The following is a 20,874-nucleotide window of genomic DNA, read 5'->3' on the forward strand; positions in this document are numbered from 1 at the left end:
ATCAGGCGTTAAGATGGGCCATCCCTTCCGCGCCGTAGCGTTCACCTGCTGCGGCATGGAACGGGAACACCGCATCCAGCGCTGCCAACTCTTGCGGGCTGAGTACCACCTCTAATGCCGCCAAATTCTCTTCCAAATAGCTGCGACGTTTGGTGCCAGGGATCGGCACAATGTGTTTCCCCTGCGCCAATACCCACGCCAATGCCAGTTGCGACGGTTTAACCCCTTTATCTTGCGCCATTTTTATCACGCTATCGGCCAGCGCCAGATTCAGTGCAAAATTATCGCCCTGAAAACGCGGGTTATGGCGGCGAAAGTCATCGGCAGCCAAATCGTCTGGGCTACGAATCGCGCCAGTCAAGAAACCGCGCCCTAGTGGGCTATAGGCGACAAACCCAACACCTAATCGTTCGCAGGTCGCCAACACAGAACTCTCTGCATCTCGCGTCCACAGTGAGTATTCACTCTGCACCGCAGTAATCGGATGCACCTGATGGGCTATCTCCAGGGTAGCCGCCGAAACCTCGCTCAGACCGATATAACGGATTTTACCCGCGGTGACCAGATCAGCCAGCGTGCCAATCACCTCTTCAACTGGCACTGTGGGATCACCACGATGCTGGTAATAGAGGTCAATCACCTCGACACCCAGCCGCTTCAAGCTGCCATCGACCGACTGACGAATGTAGTCAGGGCGGCTGCTGACGCCACGTACCGCCGGATTTGCCGGATCACGTACAATACCAAATTTGGTGGCTAAAAAGACTTGATCTCGCTTGCCCTTAATCGCCCGACCCACCAACTCTTCATTGGTAAAGGGGCCATACATATCTGCGGTATCGAGCATCGTCACCCCCAGCTCCAGCGCCCGATGGAGGGTTGCAATGGACTCGTTGTGGTCTTGATTGGTGGAGTAAAAATCACTCATTCCCATGCAGCCAAGGCCCAGTGCCGAGACTTGCGGACCATTCAAACCTAATTGACGTTGTTGCATTGTGATACTCCCCATTAGTGATGTCGGAAGAAAGTGTGGTTGTTTCGTGAGGAAAGATAAATAATGCAAACTGCTCACCACTGTTCAAAAAACACCAACAATAGGCGGATGTAATCATGGATCAAATTCAAGCCATGCGGATTTTTGTCCGTATTGTTGAGTTGGGCAGTTTCAGCCGTGCGGCAGAAAAACTGCAATTGCCACGTGCGACGGTCAGCCACACCTTAAAACGGCTGGAGCAGCGGCTAGGTGTGCGTTTACTGGTGCGCACCACCCGCCAGGTGAATATCACCGCCGAAGGCACGCTCTACTACCAGCGCTGCCTGCAATTACTGTCGGCGTTTGAAGAAGCGGACTCACTCTTTAGCCACCAACGGCTGCAGCCCGAGGGGAAAGTGCGCATCGATATGCCCCACTCGCTGGCCCGCAATGTCGTGATCCCGGCACTCAGTGACTTTTATCAGCGCTATCCCCATATCACACTCATTCTTGGCGCCAATGACAGCACTATTGATCTGATGCGCGAAGGGGTGGATTGCGTGTTGCGCGCCTGGTTGCCCCACGACGAACAATTAGCCGTGCGCAATATTGGCCAGCAACCACAGATTACCTGCGCATCACCGGCTTATCTGGCGAAATATGGCGTGCCAACATCACTGGACAATTTGGCGGGGCATCAAGCGGTGGGCTATTTTTCACAGCTGACTCACCGTGATTATCCTTTGGAATTTACTTATCAAGGGCGGGTTGAAACGCGGGAGTTGCCCAGTATTTTGAGTGTTAATGGCGCGGATGCCTATATTGCCGCAGGGGTGGCGGGCTTGGGGTTAATTCAAGCGCCAACCCAGGGTATCCAGAGTCAATTAGCGCAAGGGCAGCTGATTGAGGTGTTACCCCACAGCCCGCCGCCCGCCATGCCGCTGTTTATTATGTTTCCACCAGGGCGATTTCTCGCCCCCAGAGTCAGAGTGCTGATTGACTGGCTGATCGCGCTATTTGCCCATTACCCGCCACCGCCGAGCGGGGTGCGGTGAAAGATGTTGTTCAGCAGATAAAACGAAAAATACCTCAAAAATCAAATCAATTGAACAACATATGATGCTTTTTACAGCAAACGTCCCGCTTAGGGGAAATAAGTATTGACCTGAACGTGAAAATCTCTAGAATTCGCCTCCGTGGTTGCATCAAAAAGTCATGTTTCCGGTACGCGATGGTGGCGGAATTGGTAGACGCGCTAGCTTCAGGTGTTAGTGTTCTTACGGACGTGAGGGTTCAAGTCCCTCCCTTCGCACCAAACATTATTTTTATACAACCAGCAGTACAGATTTATATTGCACAGCACATGCGATGGTGGCGGAATTGGTAGACGCGCTAGCTTCAGGTGTTAGTGTTCTTACGGACGTGAGGGTTCAAGTCCCTCCCTTCGCACCAAGCTGGTGATATAAATCTAAAAAATATCATGCTACGCAAATTAGCTGATAAGCAGTAAGAGATCATTTGGGCGATGGTGGCGGAATTGGTAGACGCGCTAGCTTCAGGTGTTAGTGTTCTTACGGACGTGAGGGTTCAAGTCCCTCCCTTCGCACCACAATGATTTCAATCTTCTTCCGCTTCATATCTCCGCCAATTGTTATCTGTTTGTTCTCCCCTTACTTTTTCTTTTATTCAAAAAAATAGCTCGCGGATGCCACTGTGCATCAATACTGCAACCATCCCCCCCAACAACGCCAAACAAGATGGTAGCAACAGAAAATGCCGCAGCCGAGTGTGATATAGCATACTAATGGTTGCCAGCATCGCGAGTACTATCACTATTCGCAACTGACCGACGGTGATATCGGCCCACTCCAGCAGCGGCAGCAACGCAAAAGGGAGCAGTATTCCCCAACCACTGGACATGCCACGGCTCAATAATCCACCAATCCCCCACGAACGGTAAGCGGCTAATCTGGCTGAAATCATAGTAACGCCCCACCCAAGTGATAATGATAACTAATATCATATATCACTCTTTGCCAGTCTGCATCATGAAGTTGCCATGGGCTAGCACGATGCTGGCATCAGCGAAGAAACATCATGATGACAGGTGGAAACAAAAATGGTAATTTTACTTAAGAAAATTCCTAAAACGATATTAAACGCTTCAAACAAAAATAATTACTTAGAAAAACTATTTATCGTGATGCCTGAATAATATGGCTTCATGAGGATATTGTTTATTTGTCTACTGACAGCACGACATTATGCAGAGTGAATTGAATATGAATAGCCACTCCTACGATCAGCTTCTGAAAAGTAAGCATCGGCTCTCTTTACTGCTTTTTCTATTTCTTAATGCGTCGTCAGCTATTTTTAGTATGATATTACCGTCACCAAAAACACCTGCGGTGACATTGCCGATTGTTATGATCGCAGTTATCAGCCTAGGTTCCGCCGCTTATTTAATTTTTATTTCGAGGAAATATGCGGATAAACTGAATTTATTTTCAATCATCATGGGCGTGTTATGGGCCTGGCAAATCATTCTAAAATACGAATATCTAGGCACTAATGAAAATAACTACTTATTGCTTAGCCTGTTTACCATTTTCTTTATCAGCACCATTGCGCTGTCTGATAACTTTATCGCTTTTTGCCTGCACACTGCGCCAGCTGCATTAACCGTTATTTTCCTGGATGATTTTCAAAATATCTTCCGCATAACATTCACTCTTATGCTGCCTCTGATTGGCTTCTCTTTGCATCATTTAATGTCGCGGCGCAGCGATGATTTTACCCGAAAACTAGTCGCACATCTTTATAATGAAAGAGAAAAATTCAGTGATTTAAGCATGATAGATCCCTTAACCAGTTTGTATAATCGCCGTGGTCTGGAGAACAAACTTGAGACACTGCTGGCACAGTCTCCAGGTAATCATTATGTGTTACTGCTCGATATCGACCATTTTAAGGCCTATAACGATAACTATGGACACACCATGGGCGATCAAGCGCTGGTGCGGGTTGCTGCGGCGATCCGTGATGCCGTGCGTTCACGGGATATCGTAGTGCGTTATGGTGGCGAGGAGTTTTTGGTTTTACTGACACATGTGAGTGAAGAGTATGCCAGCCAATTGGCTGAGCGGGTGCGCCAGAGGGTGTTAGGTCTTGATATCCCACATGTTTTCAATCATAAAGTATCAACAACCGTAACACTGAGCGCGGGTATATCCCCGCTGCAAGCCTACGATTTGGCATCCTCACTCAAAGCAGCAGATGAGGCGCTCTATCGGGCTAAAAAAGATGGTCGCAATAAGGTCGCTTTTGCTGGAGAAAAATTGTCAAATGTGGAGTCTTCACCCTGATAAAATGGTAGAGCACAGCACTCGACTATTATTTTCTCAGCCCGTGGTTGAGCTTAATACTGCGCTATTATTTTTCACTCTCTTTATGTTATTAAGCCGTGCCATCCCATATACAAAAATAAATTATTGGCTCATCCTTTGGTAGAAAACATCTATTTAAGCGAATCATTCCAATCTCCAAATGCACATAATGAGTTCTTGAATGATGGCGAATCTATTAATCCCACACCAATACCACCCTACCACCCAGATAATGCCCCTACTCCTTCCGGGTCAGGAGTTGAATAAAATTCATCCTCTGGAATAGAGTGCAATAATGATTATCATTTAAATAAAGGCGCGATAGTTCAGGAAAAGAGAGCACAGCAGGCGGGGAAAAGCATAAGCCCGACAAATGATTAACATGCCGGACTTAGCCAGACGGCCGACAATATCTGTCACCACAATTGGTGCGGCCAAAATAGAGAATGATGCCGTTAGCGTTAAAAATTGAGCGACGAATAGTAGCAAGCTGCTGATAGTAGACCGGGCATGAAATGTCCTTGGATAAAGTTGAACGCTCATGATAATCCATATCTTTTCATAAATTGAATCATTGTCTTCAGTGTCGCGATTAATTATTTTTTCATGCTGCTATCTGCGGTTTCCTACCCTAAATGATTATTTTGTTGCTTTGCTAAACCGATTCTTCTACTTTTAGCAGCAAATAGGATGGAAGAGAATAGGGGTTTATCATGGAAAACACCATTTGGGTTTTGGGCGATGCGGTAATTGATTTAGTCCCAGAAAATTCAAATAGTTACCTTAAGTGCCCTGGTGGGGCACCCGCAAATGTGGCCGTCGGCATTGCCAGATTAGGCGGCAAAAGCGCTTTTATTGGCCGAGTGGGGCAAGACAGCTTTGGTCGCTTTATGCAGCAGGTATTGCAGCAAGAGAGTGTCGATACCCGTGCCATGATTTTGGATCCAGCGCACCATACTTCAACAGTGGTGGTGGATTTGGATCAACACGGCGAGCGTACCTTTACATTCATGGTGACACCGAGCGCGGATTTATTTCTCCAAGTCGCTGATTTACCTGAATTCAAGCCTAATCAGTGGCTACATTTGTGCTCTATTGCTTTGAGCCAGGAACCCAGCCGCAGCACAGCATTTGAGGCTATGCGGCGCATGAAAGCTGATGGTGGATGGGTCAGTTTTGATCCCAATATTCGTGCCGATATTTGGCGCGCACCACAAGAGTTACTCCCCTGCCTGCAACAGGCATTGCAGCTGGCCGATGTGGTCAAATTATCGCTGGAAGAGCTGAACTTTATCTGCCCACAGCCAGATATCGCCACAGCCATGGCGCAGGTGATGGCTGACTACACCTGCAAATTGCTGCTGGTGACTCTAGGGGCTGAGGGCGTTTGGGTGCATAACCGCCGTGGCCTGAAAAAATATCCCAGCCACAAAATTACCCCGATAGATACCACCGGCGCGGGGGATGCTTTTGTGGCTGGGCTGCTCGCCGCTTTGGCACAACACCCAGATTGGCACTGGAGCCAAGATCTCACGGCGGCGATAGAGAAGGCGCAAGCCTGTGGTGCGTTAGCCACCAGCGCCAAAGGGGCCATGACCGCCCTGCCTGATGCGCAACAACTGGCGCAATTTCTACAACGGAATAACTAACTGCTTCGCGACATCCGGATACTCCTGGCCCCGGTATCCGGTCTCCTTACTCATTTGACACGTTTTTTTGCTAAACACCCCAGCACAGCAATCTCGCCAGACGCCTATTGCTTGCTCTCTCGATTCCCGCCCCCTCTGCCATATCACTCAATTTGCAGCGCAGATCACAATAGCTGAACCGGGTTAGCAAAATATTTTGCTAATCCACGAGGATCCTCCTTATGTTAGCCATGAAAAACCGGTTTAGCTGTTTAGCATAAATACAATCAATCACATACCGAGTGATATAAAAATGATGATGAAACCAAGCTATCTTGCTGTATCAATAGGACTTATCCTTTCCTGTGCAGCGATTACCGCCTCAGCCGCCCCAAAGAGTGATATCGAAGCGCGCCTCAATGCATTAGAGCAGCGATTGCAGCAAGCAGAGCAACGGGCGAAAAATGCAGAAACTCGCGCCGAACTGGCAGAAAAACAAGCACAAAAATTGGAAGTTCGCACACTTCAAGCAGAAGAAAATAGTGCTCAGGTCGCAAAACGTACCGAGAAATTAGAGAGCAAAACATCCAGTGACAATGGTTTTGAGTTCCATGGTTATGCCCGTTCCGGGCTGCTGATGAACTCATCTGGTACTGGCACCCAAGGTGGCCCATATGTTTCACCGGCCGGTAGCACTGGCGGCGCGATTGGCCGTTTAGGCAATGAGCCAGATACCTATGTTGAGGTGAATCTGGAGAAAAAACAGAAACTTGATAACGGGGCGACCACCCGCTACAAAGTGATGCTGGCCGATGGTCAACGCAGCTATAACGACTGGACCGCCGACAGCAGTGACCTCAATGTGCGTCAGGCGTTTGTTGAGCTGGGCACCCTGCCGACCTTCAATGGTATTTTCAAAGAGAGTACCTTGTGGGCCGGTAAACGTTTCGATCGCGATAATTTCGATATCCACTGGCTGGATTCCGACGTGGTATTCCTCGCCGGTACTGGTGGCGGCATTTATGACATCAAGTGGAGCGAGAGTCTGAAGAGCAATTTCTCGTTATATGGCCGCAATTATGGCGAGATTGAGAATGTTAATAGCGATATTCAGAGCTACATTTTCACCGCTAATAACTATTTCTCTATCAATAATGACAGCGACCGCTTCCAGTGGATGGTGAGTGGCTTGCGGGCCAAAGATAATGAGGCGCGCGAAAATCGTGGTGAAATCGTCAATACCCATGCGGCGGATAAAGGTATCCATAGCATGTTGGCTTACCATGGCGACAGCTTCTATGGGCTGCGCGCTGGGACATCAAAAACCGCGCTGTTATATGGGCATGGCTTAGGGGCTGAAGTTAAATCTATTGGTGCCGATGGTAATTTGACCCATGGCGCAGAGACCTGGCGTTTAGCCACCTATGGGACTACCGCACTGAGCAAGGATTGGAGTCTGGCTCCCGTCCTCATGGCGCAGCAGAGTCAAGATCGTTATGTTGATGGTGATAAATATCAGTGGGTTACCTTTAATGCCCGTCTGATTCAGGAGATCACTGAGAACTTTGCGCTGGCCTATGAGGGCAGCTATCAGTACATGAATCTGGAGCCGCAAGGCTACAAGGATTACCACAAAGTGAGCGGGGGCTTCTATAAGCTGACCTTTGCTCCGACCTTTAAAGCGGGTGATATCAGTAACTTCTTCAGCCGCCCGGAAATACGCCTCTTCGCCACCTACATGGATTGGAGCCAAGATCTGGATAATTACGCCAAGGATGATGCTTTCGGTAAAAATGATTTTGCTGCCGGCGGTCAATGGAACTTTGGTATCCAAATGGAAACCTGGTTCTGATCCTCCCCCGCTGTGACAGGGGATAGGCCGCCACAGCGGGAAACTTATTTGACAACAATCCGCCTACGACAGGTAGAAAGCGGAATGAATATGCGAGGGATATAATGAATATTAATGAGACCGTAAAGGCTCTGCTCCCGTTGCTTGGCGGTAAAGAGAATATTGTCAGTGCTGCGCACTGTGCTACTCGCCTGCGTTTGGTGCTGGCAGATGACTCACTGGTGCAGAAATCGGCGGTGGAAAAACTCGATGGCGTTAAAGGCTGCTTCAGTAATGCCGGGCAATTGCAGGTCATTTTCGGTACTGGGCTGGTCAATAAAGTCTATGCCGAGTTTATCCAAGTCGCGGGGATCAACGAATCCAGTAAATCAGAAGCCGCCGATGCCGCGGCCCGCAAACTGAATCCATTCCAGCGCATTGCGCGTTTGTTATCCAACATTTTTGTCCCAATCATCCCCGCAATTGTCGCCTCTGGTCTGCTAATGGGCCTACTCGGCATGGTGAAAACCTATGGCTGGGCTGATGCCAATAGCGCACTCTTTATCATGCTGGATATGTTCAGCTCCGCCGCGTTTATTATTTTGCCGATTTTGATTGGTTTCACCGCGGCTAAAGAGTTTGGCGGTAACCCCTATTTGGGGGCGACGTTAGGCGGCATTCTAACGCATCCGGCGCTGACCAATGCCTGGGGCGTTGCAGGTGGTTTCCATACTATGAATTTCTTTGGTATGGAGGTGGCGATGATTGGCTATCAGGGCACGGTGTTCCCGGTGCTACTGGCCGTGTGGTTTATGAGCCTACTGGAAAAGCGCCTGCGCAAAGTGATCCCAGATGCGCTGGATTTGATCCTCACGCCATTCCTGACGGTCATTATTACCGGTTTTGTCGCGCTGCTGTTTATCGGCCCTGCCGGACGCGTACTGGGTGATGGGATCTCGCTGGTGCTCAGCACCCTGATTACCCATGCCGGTTGGCTAGCCGGATTGCTGTTTGGCGGGCTATATTCAGTGATTGTGATAACCGGTATCCACCATAGTTTCCATGCTATCGAAGCGGGCTTGTTGGGTAATCCCAATATCGGCGTTAACTTCCTGCTGCCGATTTGGTCAATGGCGAACGTCGCACAAGGGGGAGCCTGCTTGGCGGTTTACTTTAAAACCCGTGATGCCAAAATTAAGGCCATTGCTATTCCATCCGCTTTTTCTGCCATGTTGGGGATTACCGAAGCGGCAATTTTCGGGATTAACCTGCGCTTTATCAAACCCTTCCTGGCGGCACTGGCCGGCGGTGCTTTAGGTGGTGCATGGGTGGTGGCCAACCATGTCAATATGAGTGCGGTGGGCTTAACCGGTATTCCCGGCATCGCCATCGTGCAGGGCAACTCAATCATTAACTATCTGATTGGATTGGTGATTGCCTTTGGTGCGGCATTTATTATTTCTCTGCTACTTAAATACAAAACGGACAGCGAATAATGCAAGAAGCCAGTTTACTCAAACAGCTTACGCTGGCAGTGATGCGCGGTCAGTGTCGCGCATCGCAAGACCCGCACCGCCCCGGCTGGCATCTGGCCCCCAGTGTCGGATTGCTGAATGATCCCAATGGATTCATTTATCACGCTGGTTATTATCATCTGTTCTATCAGTGGAATCCATTAGATTGCCGCCACGGCAACAAGTTTTGGGGCCACTGGCGCAGCCCTGATCTGGTTCATTGGGAGCATCAACCGGTGGCGTTAGTTCCTAGTGAGGAGTACGAAAGTCACGGCTGCTACTCTGGCTCGGCAGTGATCGTTGATGACCTTATCACCCTAATTTACACCGGTAATGTGAAGTATCCCGATGGCTCCCGCACCGCTTTCCAATGTCTGGCGCAGGAGAATGCACAGGGCGAATTCGACAAACTGGGGCCAGTGCTCCCGCTACCTGCGGGCTATACCGGCCATGTGCGCGATCCAAAAGTGTGGCAGCACAACGGCCAGTGGTACATGGTTCTGGGCGCGCAGGATAAGCAACTGCAAGGTAAAGTCCTGCTGTGGCGCTCCGCTGATCTGCATGAATGGCAAAATTTGGGTGAGATCGCCGGTTCCGGGCTGGGTGGTTTGGGGCCATTCGGCTATATGTGGGAGTGCCCAGACCTGTTCACCTTGGGGGCGCAGGATATCTTGATGTTCTGCCCGCAAGGGATACCCGCCGAAGCTGAACGTTATCGTAATACCTTCCAGGCGGGCTATTTGCTGGGCAAATTGGATTATGCCAATGCTGTGCTTGGCCATCAGGATTTCCGTGAAATGGATGCTGGTTTTGAATTCTACGCGCCACAGACCACACTGGCCGCAGATGGTCGCCGCCTGCTTTTCGGCTGGATGGGGATGCCTGATGAAGATGAGCTGTTCCAGCCGACTACCGCTTATGGCTGGATTCATATCATGACCTGCCCGCGCGAGTTGAGTTTGAACGGCGATAAATTGATTCAGCAGCCCGCGCGCGAATTAACGGCCCTACGCGGCGAGCATCACCAGTGGCAAGGCCGCGCGCAGGATGCACCGGCACTGCCTATCAGTAGCGCTGAGATCATCGTCGACATCAGTGCGCCATTTGTCCTCGAATTGGGCAATGCCCTGATGCTGACCTGGGATGGTGAACGCATCACCCTGAGCCGCCATAATCTGCGCAGCGGATTGCCAGAGTTCCGCTACTGGCGCGGTCAGTTGCAGCAGTTACAGCTGCTTTGCGATCGTTGCAGCATCGAGATCTTTATCAATCAGGGGGAGGCGGTCATGACCTCATGCTACTTCCCGACAGAAGAACCGATGGCTATCTTCAACGGAAATGCCGAACTGTGTCTGCGGCACTGGTTGTTGTCTTCGCCCATGTTAGAATGAGTTATCTTTCAAGGCGACAGATTCACTCAGTGAAAAACGATAACCTGTTAAAAAACAAGAAACGCATCACCATCAATGATATTGCCAAGCTGGCGGGTGTGTCGAAATCGACCACCAGTCTGGTGCTCAATGGGCGCAGCAAGGAGTATCGTGTTTCGGATGAGACGCGGGATCGTATCATTGCCCTCGCCAGTGAGCATCACTACCAGCCGAGCTTCCATGCCCGTTCGCTGCGGTCAACCCGCAGCCACACCATCGGGCTGGTGGTGCCAGAGATGACCAACCACGGCTTTGCTCTGATCTCCCGTGAATTGGAGATGCTCTGCCGCGAGGCCGGTTTACAGCTGCTGATCGCCTGTAGCGATGAGAATCCCGCTCAGGAGATGATGGCGGTGAACAGTCTGGTACAACGTCAAGTGGATGGCCTGATTGTCGCCTCTAGCCAGCTTAATGATAGCGAATACCAAAAGATCAATGCCCGCCTGCCGGTGGTGCAGATGGATCGATTGATTGGTGAGTCGGATTTGCCGCTAGTGATCACCGACTCAGTGGCCTCCACGAGCGCATTGGTTGAAAATGTGGCTCGCCAACATCCTGATGAATTTTACTTTCTTGGCGGCCAGCCACGTATCTCGCCGACCCGCGATCGTTTAGCCGGTTTTCAGCAAGGGCTGCAACACGCCGGGGTCGAATGCCGAGCGGAGTGGATACTCAGCGGTCATTATCTGCCCAGTTCTGGCTATGAGATGATAGCCCAGCTCTGCGCGCAATTAGGTCGCCCACCCAAAGCGGTATTTACTGCGGCCTGTGGTCTGCTGGAAGGGGTGCTGCGCTATCTCAATCAGCATCAACTCATGGACAGCGATATTCATCTTTGCAGCTTTGACGATCACTATCTGTTCGACTGTCTGCCGTTGAAAATAGACACCATCGCCCAGGACTGCCAAGGGCTGGCGCGCCATAGCTTTGAAATGATCACCGCCTTAATTGCCGAAACACCACTGGCGCAAAATCAGCTGATTCTGCCGGGCCAGATCCATTGGCGGCATCCGGGTTCTAAGGCGCTGAATGAGCCACACTGAGCCGGTTGATACACCGGCACTGATTGGCTCCTGGCAGCGCTGCCAAAAACTGATGCAAACCGAGCAATGGCGGGCGCCTCACCGTGCGGCCGGGGCCACCTTTCAATCAATTTGTCAGCGCAAAAATGACTTATTAGTGTTAGGTCAGGCCGCACTGGAAGATGCTTATGAGTACATGGAGTCACGCCACTGTGTACTATTCATTCTCGATGAAAGTGGCTGCACCCTGTGGCAATGCGGCCATCCGCAGACCCTAAATCAGTTAAAAGAGTTGGGCATTGATTGTGGCAGCTATTGGACTGAAGGATTAATCGGCACCAATGCACCCGCACTGGCAATAGCTGAAGGGCATCCGATTCAAGTCAGTGGGCAGCAACATTTTAAGCAAGCACTGCACCCGTGGCGTTTTTGTGCCACTCCGGTGTATGACAACAGCGGCCGCCAACGCGCGGTCATTGTTTTGGGGAGCTTGCTGGCCGATAACGCCGCCAGTGATCTACCGCTCACATTGGCGATCGCCCGCGAAATTGGCAATTATCTCCATGCCGACACCTTACTGGCAGAGACCAACCGCCATCTGAATGAGCTAAATGCCCTGCTAGATGGGGTTGAGGATGGGGTCATGGCATGGGATCAGCGCGGTTACCTGCTCTATCTCAACCACCGCGCTGCCGCGATTTTGCAGCTTGATGAAACCAGCAGTCTCGGCAAACCGGTCACAGATCTGCTTACCCTCCCCGCCCTGCTGACCCAGGCTATTTTGCAGCGTCACCCCCTCAGCCATGTGGAGGTGACCTTTGAAAATCAGCAGCAGTTTATTCCGGCGCTGTTGACCCTCAAGCCCATTCCTGATGGCGATCGCTGCGGCTATATTGCCTTGTTGCACCCACAAGAATTGCTGCGGCGCATGGTTTCCAGCCAATTAGGGCGGGCCAGTTATACGTTTGATCATATGCCAGTCGCGTCGCTGGAAATGCGCCGTTTAGTGCGCTATGGCAAGCAGGCCGCCAAAGGCCATCACCCGATTTTACTGCACGGAGAGGAGGGGGTGGGCAAACAGCAGTTGGGGCAGGCGATTCATAATGCCAGCAATCAAGCCGAAGGCCCTTATATCGTGCTGAATTGTCAGGCATTGCCGCAAAATTTAATGGCGCGCGAGTTTCTCGGCAGTGATGCCAGTGAAGGTGAGTCCGGCCAGCCCAGCAAGTTTGAACTGGCGAATAGCGGCACTCTGTATCTGGAGCAAGTCGAGTATCTGTCGCCCGAAATGCAGTCCGCACTGCTACAAATCGTCAAAACCGGCATGGTGATGCGGATCAACTCCAATCGTGTTATCCCGGTAGATGTCCGAATTATTACCGCCACTGGCGCAGACCTGCCACTACTGGTCAAGCAAGGCCGCTTTCGCCGCCAGCTATTTTACACCCTGCAGGCTTTTGAGTTACATATTCCCCCCCTGCGCCAGCGCCAACAGGATATTCCACTGCTAGTCCAGCATACGCTGGCGAGCCTTGGGCAGCATTTCCACTGCCAATATCAGCCTGATGACAGTGTCATCCGCCAGCTCTGCCAATACCCATGGCCGGGCAATGATCAAGAACTGAAAAGTGTGGTTGAGCGGGCAGCCATGGCCTGTCACAACAACCGAATTAATCTCAATGACTTGCCGGAGCACTTACTGGGGGAAAAACTGGTATTGGAACCCGATATGCCACAACCTCAGCCAGTATTATCACTGCAAGAATTAGAAAGACAGGCCATTATTCGTGCCGCGCTGGTATGCCAAGGTCAACTCAATGAAATGGCGAGTTTATTAGGCATAAGCCGCACCACATTATGGCGAAAAATTAAACTCCATCAGATAGATATCCAGCAATTTAAGGGGAGTGAGTCGCCCTCAGCTAAATAACCCCACCTCCTCTGCCGGAGAAAATCATCGGCAAAATAGATCATCTCACTTTCTAATCTTGCTTATTTTTATCATGCAGTTAACCTCTGTTATAAATAGAACCAGCATCATCAAATAAAATATCATCTGCCAAACATAATTATCTTAATATTCTAAAAAATATACAATTATAAATACTTGCTGAAAAGAGATCTTTGAGATATAAACAATATAAATAAAAAACAGTCCAAACATATAAGCAAAGACATATAATTTAATACATTCTATTTTAGTGGATTACATTTACCAATCTAGAATATAAATAACACCCTATTTAACTAGGATATGCTTGCCATGGACTTAAAATATAAAATAATTAAATTCAACACAAATGAATTTGAAATAAATATAGATTCAATCAAGCAAGAGATGCCATTCAAATTATTAACCTGGGATGTAAATGATATAAAAATATCTCAATTAAAACTATTAATAGACCTACACTTTGATGATAAAGCAATCATTTTACAAGAGGCACAGCACTACCTTGATGATGAATTAGCACCGAAAAACATTCAAAACTTAATATCAATGCTAACAGATGAAGCGAAAAATATTTTTTACGCCTATAAGCCCTTTAGAAAAAGGAGCATAAGCCGATTTATTGCTGAGTATATTAATGAACGATGGGTGGTAAATAATATTGAATTACCCGAATTAGTCGGTTTCACTCAACGAGCTGATCATCCCTTAGATCTAAGGCAATTAATCCGTAAATTCCCCCCCATGGCACTGGCAACCCGTCGCTCCCCCACATTAAAAGCACTAATTAAAAATTTCGTGGAGATTTTGTGTGAATGTGAACCTCATAAAAAACCAACAAAAATTGAAGTTACCTGTCATCAAATATCTTTACAGATTGATGACTCAACACCTTCAGTTTGCAATTCCCCTGAAGGTTTACATCAGGATGGAAGCGACTATATCGTATCAGCATTAGTTATTGATAAATACAATATTGAGGGCGGCACAAGTCAACTCTACTGTGCTGAAAAACAGGAATTTATTAAGTCACATACATTAGAACCGGGTGAAGGTTTATTCCATATTGATAATAACTCGACGATTTGGCACAAAGTCACGCCGATAACGCTAAAAGAACCCTCAATGAAAATAGGTTACCGAAACATACTCGGTTTTGATTTCAACTGTATATAGTGAATATAACATTATTCGAAATTAAATTAATGAATATTGAAAGTCAGCAAAAAAAGAAAAGCATAATATTATCACTCCTATTTTTTATTCATGGGGCGGTATACGCCAGCTTAGTACCTTGGCTGCCTGAAATAAAAGAGCGTTTTGAGCTAAGTAACTCTATGGTTGGGATCATGGTTTCAGCAATTCCAGCAGGTTCGATTACTTTTGGTTTGCTCTCTAACAGATTTATAAACTTCATTGGCTTATATTGGGCGACAAATATAACTTTTTTATTTCTCATAATTTGTATATCAATAGTCCCTTTTTCATCATCATGGTATGGCATAATTCTAACACTTTTTTTATTTGGTATTTCTGACTCTTGGGGAGATACCTGCATCAATGTGCAGGCTATTAATGTACAAAAATCATCAGGTCAGAGCCTCATTAATCGGTTTCATGGTGTCGGCAGTATTGGCACAATTTGGGGAGGAGTCATCGCCGTAACTGCTATTGGTGTTGGCCTTTCAATGGCACAATTTAGCCTGACCATATTTTGTATAAATTTAACCATGCTAACGACTTACATTATATTTTTTCGAGGCGTAAAACCACAAGGTGAAGTTTTTAGTCAAGGAAGTCATAAGCAAAAAATAAGTTATTCAGAGAACCAACTATATGTTATTGCATTAATTTTACTTGTATTCACATGTGGTATAGAGGAAACAGCCAGTATCTGGGGTGCAATCTACATGAAGGAGTATTATGAGGCCTCTCCGGCTATTTCCGGCTTGCCCTATTTAGGTTGTCAAATATGCATGGCTATTGGTCGTATCTTTGGTGACTATTTCACCAACAAGTTCGGTAAGATGAACACATTAAAGTGTGGCGTTATCATCGCTGCATTAGGTGTAATAACTGTAGTAACTATTTATTCATCCCCTTTCACAATATTAGGTTTCTCATTAATAGGATTGGGAATTTCAGTTGTCTTTCCATTAGTTATTTCATTTATTGGCCAACTGCCTAATATCAATGCCACTAACGGGATCACCTTTGCCACCTGGACATCAAGGATTGGTCTACTGATTACCCCGCCAATACTCGGTATATTGGCGGACATAACATCATTAAGATTCGCATTAATTGCTATATTTATTGGCTGCTTATTTATTTTGCTATTAATTAATATCTTATCCAGGAAATTAATTGAATTAGACAGTTAACCTTAGGAGATAGATAATGAAGAAAATGAAGTGGGCGGTTATATCAGGAGATGGGCTTCCGACCAGTGGGCTACTAACCATATTTAGGAATGTAGCAGAAATTGCGATGAGAAATAATATTATCATTAATGAAATACCCGCGGATTTAGGGTTTTCCTGGCGGCCAGACAAAAAATGCTTTTTCCCTGCTGGCAGTGAAAGATCTCATTATCCAACATGGATGAAAGTGAGTTATATCCATCAATATTCAACCTGTAATAATACTTATGGCGATGGTTTTTCTCGTATCAGAAGTAAAATTGCAAAATATGAGTCATTAACAACTACAGAAATTAACGATGTTAAGCAGGAGATGGCTTCAATTTCTGAAGTCTATGAAGATTACTTTATTAATTGGTTTGAAAATAATGCGGTTGATTGGGTGTTCTGCTTAAATATAACACTTTCTGATGCTGCCCCTGTTAGCCTTGCGCTCCATAACGCCGCAAAAAAGTATTGGGATAGAAAAGATAACGGCGGTATTATTTTCTGGGATCATGACCTCTTCAATAGTTATGCCATTTATGAAAATGAAGAGAGATTATACCCGAAAGAGCCAAATCCATTGACACCAATACCACAAAATAATGCTTATACTAAATGGATAGTCGCCTCTGAAGCACTGGCAAATGAGTGTAGTTGCTACCCAACAAATATTAAGCCAGATGTCATCCCAAACATATTACCAACGATTGAGCTATCTGGCCTCAAAGAAGAACATATCGCGTTTTTAAGCCAACATAATATATTGGCAGGTTCAACTATTATTATAGTCCCTGTTCGAGTATTTAGAGTTAAAGGGATCGAAATATCAATAAGTGTATTTAGTGAACTAATTAATATTTATCAAGAGAAAAAACTATGTACCCCAAAGTTACTGATATTCGGCAATGTGAATGAAGATCCTGAGTATGCATCAGAGTTAATAGCACAGGTAGAGCACCTCAATCTAGAGGATGATATTATCTTCTTAGATGAAGTCCCATTGCAAACTTATAAAGACAGCGATAATAAGTGGTATTTAGATGAAATAGACTTACTGACAATTTGCCATGCTTTGTCTGGGGCGGTTTTATTTACCCCTAATGTAGAAAATGTCGAAAGCGTCGGTTTAGGCCCGGCTCTTGCAGCTATTGCCGAACTCCCCTGCGCAGTAACCCACTATTCTGCTTTCACCGAGTTCTATGGGGCTGGATATCAACATATAAAAGTGATGCCAAATCACCCAAAGGATGCCGCACAACAGTTGTGCGAGTGGATGCACCAGCATGCAACTGGAGAAGAGAAGATTAAAAAATTATTAGCCAACAATCAGCAGCTTGTTCAAGAAAAATTCCCTCAAGCCCCCTGGGAAAGATTTATACATCAATTGCAGTAAGGTTATGTCGCTAAATTAACAATGATATCTCCCGGAAACTCGGACTATTAAAGGACAAACAATGAATATTATAGATAGCCATACTCTCAATAATGAAAATGACCTCTCCTCTGAGATAAACGTTTTAATCCTGGGTGCCGGGATGTCAGGTTTAGAATTGGCCAAGCACTTAAATCTTCGATCAGTTAAAAACATTGTTGTTATTGACGTAGGGCCAACAGGTGATTGTCGCCATATAAATGTCGGTGACGAATATCAGTATGCTGATGAGTTTTGGAAAAATGAGGAGTCAGATAAGTATGCTTTCCGGCCCTGGCGATCATTAAGTGAACCCCATTTCTCAAAAGGGAGCTGTCTACGTCGAAGAGTCGGCGGCCGATCACTTTACTGGCATGGCGTAATTCTTCCCATTGAAGCCGATGCCCTTAAATTTTGGCCAACACAAATTGTCAGTGACCTCACTGAAGCCTGGTTAGATGGCCCACCACTTTATACTCAGGTACAGTCTGAAATATTGGCATGGGCAGAAAAGAGTCATAATGCTGATGACTCATTCAAATTTGCTAATTTTGAATTTGAAATCACGCCTCAAGCCATCCGTAATATGGGTTCATCAGACCGCTGGGAAGCCTACTCACCATTATCCTATTGGACCGAAGCGGGGCCATCAGACACTCTTCCGCCCATTATTTCTGGCTATGAAGCTATCGCGATTATGATTAAAAATGGGTACTGCATTGGAGCAAAATTACGCAATATTGAGTCAAACGAAATACATCACGTATTAGCAGATAAGTGTGTTCTCGCCTTAGGCACTATTGAGAATTCACGTTTAGCCGCGCAGGCACTTTATGACTCAGGACATTTGATAGAGAAGAAAATGACCGGCCTTGTTGACCATATTGTACAAGGATTTAATGTGACACTCGAGTATCACGCCGTGCCTATTATGATCAGGGCATTAATTGAAAAGCATCCGGATACTATCTTTTTTAGTCGCAGTCTGTCCGGTGAACGATTTAATCTGTTCTTTACACTTAGCCAATCAAGCTTTGGGGTTGAATTAGAAGTATGGGCTATGGGCGAACAGATTCCATCGATTGATGGGTTTATTAAGGTTGAGAGTGATTATGACGTTATTCCATTATCAATTTCATGTCATTTAACCAATGAGGACAATATATTAATCCATAAAGAACAAGATGAATTAAATATATTTTGGCATGAAATATGCCAACAAATAAAGATACCATTTGCACCGCTAGATTTTGACGGCGGTTTTAGTGTCCATGCCAGAACCATGGGTGATGTCTATTATGAGTTTCACTCGCCATCAAGAAACGTTAACTATAATGTCCCTGCAACATGGATAAGCCCGCTGGGAACAGAAAATCATGAAAGCAGCACCCTTCCTCTTGGGGGAATACTGAATGAAAAGCATAAATTCAATAATATAAATAACTTATATGCTATCGGCCCGAGTACATTCCCACGTCCCGGCGCAGCTAATCCTTCGTTAACCACACTCGCCCTATCTCGTCGACTCGCCTATATTTTAGATTAATGCGATAATAAATAAGGGTATTAATTATGTGCAAACCCATTTATATTCTCGGCACCGCCTTATCTCATGATGGCTCAACCTGCTTAATGAAAGATGGAGAGATTATCGTTGCCATTGAGAAAGAGAGGTTATCCAGAGTTAAACATGATGGCTTTAATGATAATAAAACTATCCAATACTGTTTAGAGGCTGAGGGTATTGAATATCATGACCTCTCACTGATAGTAGAGCAAAACTGTTACAATCCATTATTTAGTGAACAATTAGCAGAACGAAAAAATAGAGTTTTACCCGCAATGGTTCCTATTGTGACCATTTCTCATCATTTGGCACATGCTTATAGTGCGGTAGGCACATCACCTTTTGATGATATGGGTGTGGTAGTTATTGATGGGCATGGTGGTAGTTTAGATAACTGTAATGACATTGTTGAAAATATTGACAGCATAAACAACATTCATATTAATAATCGTTACCGCTACTGGGAGATCTGTAGCTACTACGTTTATCAAGATGGCAAAATGAAACCCATATTCAAAGACTTCTCTCGCTGGGTTAATCGAAAAAAACGCAGAGATTACCCCGTCTCAACCTGGGAAATAGAGAACTCTATTGGTGAGTTCTATGAAGGGATCGCGCTGTATATTTTTGGTGAGTTGGATTGTGCCGGTAAATTGATGGGGTTAGCCCCTTATGGCAGGCCCCATATTATTGATTGGGAACCCTTCTTTTTCGACGCTGGCAAAGTTGTACTGCGTAATGATTGGTGGGTGAATATAGATCCACTGCTCAATACCAGCCCAACTCATTTTAAGGATAATTTCCAATACTATTCAGATCTAGCTTATTGGGCGCAATCTAAGCTTGAGGAGGCGCTATTTTATCTATTTGATTATTACTATCATCTTCATCCGATGAAGCACTTTGCTTATGCCGGTGGTGTCGCCTTAAATGCCACAGCAAATGAGAAACTGATTAATGGATGTGATTTTGAGGATCTCTATATTCAACCGGCGGCGGGTGACAATGGGTTATCTATCGGTTGTTGCTATTATGGTTGGTTAGAGGTACTGAAAAAAGAGCGAGTCAGACACTCAGGTTCCACCTATTTTGGTAAAGTCTATGGCGATATAATCGTCGCACAAGAACTTGAGAAACATGCAGAGAGTATCGAGTACCATTATTATGATGATATTGAAACTATTGCAGCGAAGTCTATTGCTGCAGGTGATGTTATTGCCTGGTTTCAGGGCGCGTCTGAATTTGGGCCACGTGCCTTAGGCAATAGAAGTATTTTGGCCGATCCCCGAAACTCAAATATGAGAGATCATATTAATGCTAATGTGAAGTACCGAGAGGATTTTCGACCTTTTGCACCGGCGGTTTTACACGAAAAAATGCATGACTATTTCGAGTTGAATCATGATAGTGACTACATGTTATTTATTGCCTATGTGAAAGCACAGTACCAATTTGATTTACCCTCAATTGTCCATGTCGATGGCAGTGCCCGGGTGCAGACAGTAAAAAAGGAGATTAATAAGAAATTCCATAAATTGATAACGTCATTTTTTGCAGAGACTAGAATACCTATCCTACTGAATACTTCGTTGAATACGAAAGGAATGCCCATTGTTGAGACGCCCAGCGATGCCATTAACTTATTTTTAAGTTGTGGTTTAGATTTATTGTTTATTGATAATTACAAGATATCCAAGAAAAAAACCAATTTAATAGCGCAAGGAAGGTCGAACTATTAATCATATGCCGATAA

Annotated in this window: 16 protein-coding genes and 3 tRNA genes; 16 read left to right on the forward strand and 3 right to left on the reverse strand. The window is 46.2% G+C overall.

The features are described 5' to 3' along the window. Nucleotide 1 precedes the first annotated feature (1 nt). Nucleotides 2–994, reverse strand: a complete 993-nt coding sequence (locus FFE93_RS18185) for an aldo/keto reductase (protein WP_138775701.1) — start codon at nt 992–994, stop codon at nt 2–4. Between the two features lie 116 nt (nt 995–1,110). On the opposite strand from FFE93_RS18185, the gene FFE93_RS18190 reads away from it, so the two are divergent. From FFE93_RS18190 to FFE93_RS18205, 4 genes are all read left to right on the forward strand, one after another. After that, a complete protein-coding gene (locus FFE93_RS18190) occupies nt 1,111–2,028 on the forward strand; it encodes a LysR family transcriptional regulator (protein ID WP_138775703.1) in 918 nt (305 codons plus the stop codon). 173 nt (nt 2,029–2,201) lie between these two features. Next, nucleotides 2,202–2,288: transfer RNA gene (locus FFE93_RS18195), tRNA-Leu, on the forward strand. A 50-nt stretch (nt 2,289–2,338) separates the two neighbouring features. Continuing rightward, a tRNA-Leu gene (locus FFE93_RS18200) sits at nt 2,339–2,425 on the forward strand. A 70-nt stretch (nt 2,426–2,495) separates the two neighbouring features. Beyond that, nucleotides 2,496–2,582, forward strand: a tRNA-Leu gene (locus FFE93_RS18205). A gap of 77 nt (nt 2,583–2,659) precedes the next feature. On the opposite strand, the gene FFE93_RS18210 is transcribed toward FFE93_RS18205, so the two are convergent. Then, complete coding sequence (locus FFE93_RS18210) at nt 2,660–2,956, reverse strand: DUF1435 family protein (RefSeq protein ID WP_005270798.1); 297 nt, start codon at nt 2,954–2,956, stop codon at nt 2,660–2,662. A 281-nt stretch (nt 2,957–3,237) separates the two neighbouring features. Between FFE93_RS18210 and FFE93_RS18215 the strand changes: the two genes are divergently transcribed. Next, complete coding sequence (locus FFE93_RS18215) at nt 3,238–4,338, forward strand: GGDEF domain-containing protein (protein WP_005270813.1); 1,101 nt, start codon at nt 3,238–3,240, stop codon at nt 4,336–4,338. A 327-nt stretch (nt 4,339–4,665) separates the two neighbouring features. On the opposite strand, the gene FFE93_RS18220 is transcribed toward FFE93_RS18215, so the two are convergent. Next, complete coding sequence (locus FFE93_RS18220) at nt 4,666–4,902, reverse strand: hypothetical protein (protein WP_138775706.1); 237 nt, start codon at nt 4,900–4,902, stop codon at nt 4,666–4,668. 170 nt (nt 4,903–5,072) lie between these two features. Between FFE93_RS18220 and FFE93_RS18225 the strand changes: the two genes are divergently transcribed. The 11 genes from FFE93_RS18225 (at nt 5,073) to FFE93_RS18275 (ending at nt 20,860) form a co-directional block, all read left to right on the forward strand. Then, on the forward strand, nt 5,073–6,008 hold the full coding sequence (locus tag FFE93_RS18225; RefSeq protein ID WP_054872309.1) for an aminoimidazole riboside kinase: 936 nt from the start codon (nt 5,073–5,075) through the stop codon (nt 6,006–6,008). A 292-nt stretch (nt 6,009–6,300) separates the two neighbouring features. Then, nucleotides 6,301–7,839 (forward strand): carbohydrate porin, encoded by a 1,539-nt coding sequence (locus FFE93_RS18230; protein WP_074007295.1) that lies wholly within the window; start codon nt 6,301–6,303, stop codon nt 7,837–7,839. 104 nt (nt 7,840–7,943) lie between these two features. Continuing rightward, on the forward strand, nt 7,944–9,314 hold the full coding sequence (locus FFE93_RS18235) for a sucrose-specific PTS transporter subunit IIBC (RefSeq protein WP_057648630.1): 1,371 nt from the start codon (nt 7,944–7,946) through the stop codon (nt 9,312–9,314). Then, entirely contained in the window at nt 9,314–10,723 is a 1,410-nt protein-coding gene (locus FFE93_RS18240) for a glycoside hydrolase family 32 protein (RefSeq protein ID WP_005270818.1), read from the forward strand. The genes FFE93_RS18235 and FFE93_RS18240 overlap by 1 nt, the downstream gene beginning before the upstream one ends. Continuing rightward, nucleotides 10,720–11,805 carry a substrate-binding domain-containing protein gene (locus tag FFE93_RS18245; protein ID WP_049599887.1) on the forward strand — a complete coding sequence of 362 codons (1,086 nt, stop codon included), beginning with the start codon at nt 10,720–10,722 and terminating at the stop codon, nt 11,803–11,805. The genes FFE93_RS18240 and FFE93_RS18245 overlap by 4 nt, the downstream gene beginning before the upstream one ends. Continuing rightward, nucleotides 11,792–13,714 carry a dihydroxyacetone kinase operon transcriptional regulator DhaR gene (gene dhaR / locus FFE93_RS18250; protein WP_138775708.1) on the forward strand — a complete coding sequence of 641 codons (1,923 nt, stop codon included), beginning with the start codon at nt 11,792–11,794 and terminating at the stop codon, nt 13,712–13,714. The genes FFE93_RS18245 and dhaR overlap by 14 nt, the downstream gene beginning before the upstream one ends. Nucleotides 13,715–14,047: 333 nt before the next feature. Further along, complete coding sequence (locus FFE93_RS18255; RefSeq protein WP_032896398.1) at nt 14,048–14,911, forward strand: 2OG-Fe dioxygenase family protein; 864 nt, start codon at nt 14,048–14,050, stop codon at nt 14,909–14,911. A gap of 29 nt (nt 14,912–14,940) precedes the next feature. Next, nucleotides 14,941–16,119, forward strand: a complete 1,179-nt coding sequence (locus FFE93_RS18260) for an MFS transporter (RefSeq protein WP_054872339.1) — start codon at nt 14,941–14,943, stop codon at nt 16,117–16,119. A gap of 16 nt (nt 16,120–16,135) precedes the next feature. Next, the gene (locus FFE93_RS18265; RefSeq protein WP_138775710.1) at nt 16,136–17,536 is read left to right on the forward strand and encodes a glycosyltransferase family 4 protein; all 1,401 of its coding nucleotides are present in this window, start codon (nt 16,136–16,138) and stop codon (nt 17,534–17,536) included. 61 nt (nt 17,537–17,597) lie between these two features. Further along, nucleotides 17,598–19,100, forward strand: a complete 1,503-nt coding sequence (locus FFE93_RS18270; RefSeq protein WP_049599893.1) for a GMC oxidoreductase — start codon at nt 17,598–17,600, stop codon at nt 19,098–19,100. 26 nt (nt 19,101–19,126) lie between these two features. Beyond that, entirely contained in the window at nt 19,127–20,860 is a 1,734-nt protein-coding gene (locus tag FFE93_RS18275) for a carbamoyltransferase (RefSeq protein ID WP_005270829.1), read from the forward strand. The last annotated feature ends 14 nt before the right edge of the window (nt 20,861–20,874 follow it).

Origin of the sequence: Yersinia sp. KBS0713 (assembly GCF_005937895.2) — a bacterium.
Classification (GTDB): domain Bacteria; phylum Pseudomonadota; class Gammaproteobacteria; order Enterobacterales; family Enterobacteriaceae; genus Yersinia; species Yersinia bercovieri.